Source organism: Microbacterium sp. B19 (genome assembly GCF_000333395.1).
Lineage (GTDB): Bacteria > Actinomycetota > Actinomycetes > Actinomycetales > Microbacteriaceae > Microbacterium.
In genome coordinates this window covers 1-952 of record NZ_BADA01000409.1, presented here as the reverse complement: position 1 = coordinate 952, position 952 = coordinate 1, and the positions used below count along the sequence as shown (strand labels likewise).

Here is a 952-nt window from a genome sequence, read left to right as displayed (position 1 = left end):
GGTGCCGGGCCCTCTCGTCACGCTGCGCGCGTCCTTCGACGACCTGCTCGGCGACCCCGCGTACGACGCCTTCGCCGATCACTGGGTGCGCGCCGAGTACACCGACGCCACCCCGCAGATCGACCCGATGCGTCGTCTGCAGGAGCGGTTCCCGTGGTGCGCCACCGTCGCCCATCTGCCCGCAGAGTCTCGGAAGGACGACGGGCTCGGCTACGCCCGCCGCGTCCGCGCGGCGCGCGACGAGACCGAGATCATCGACGCGTTCCTGGCTCACGTCCGCGAGGGCGAGGGGGCGTCCGAGGCGGAGCGCGACCTCATCCGCGACGTGCTCGACGCCCGCACGGTGGCGGAGGCCCGGTCGTGAAGCTGCACCGGCTCGAACTCGAGGGCTTCGGCCCGTTCCTGGAACGTCAGGTGGTGGACTTCGACGCGTTCGCGGACGACGGGATCTTCCTCATCGCCGGGCGGACGGGCGCGGGGAAGTCGAGTGTGCTCGACGGCGTCTGCTACGGCCTGTACGGGGGAGTGCCGCGGTACGACGGCGCCGAACGGCGGCTGCGCAGCGACCACTGCGGACTCGACGATCCGACGAGCGTGACGGTCGAGTTCACCGCGGAGGGTCGCCGGTGGCGGGTGACGCGGTCGCCGGAGTACGAGCGACCCAAGCGCACCGGCTCGGGCACGACGAAGGAACCCCATCGCGCGAGCCTCGAGGTGCTCGAACCCGAGGGATGGACGGGCGTCGCCGCACGACCTGTCGACGTGGCCGCGCGGCTCGACGAGATCCTCGGTCTCACCCAGCAGCAGTTCCTCCAGGTGATCCTGCTCGCGCAGAACCGCTTCGCGCGGTTCCTGCTCGCCAAGAACGACGAGCGCCAGGCGCTGCTGCGTACGCTCTTCGGCACGCGGTCGTACGAGCAGTACGCCGCGGCCCTCGACGACCGTCGCAAGC

2 protein-coding genes are annotated in these 952 nt (G+C 71.5%); both read left to right on the top strand.

Features of this window, described 5'->3' with window-relative positions; genetic code table 11:
• A partial coding sequence (locus tag I5G_RS22695; RefSeq protein WP_187288856.1) for an exonuclease SbcCD subunit D C-terminal domain-containing protein occupies positions 1 to 364 on the top strand: 364 nt, incomplete at its 5' end.
• The coding region (locus I5G_RS22690) for an AAA family ATPase (protein WP_022879685.1) at positions 361 to 952 on the top strand (592 nt) is incomplete at its 3' end. The genes I5G_RS22695 and I5G_RS22690, both read left to right, overlap by 4 nt.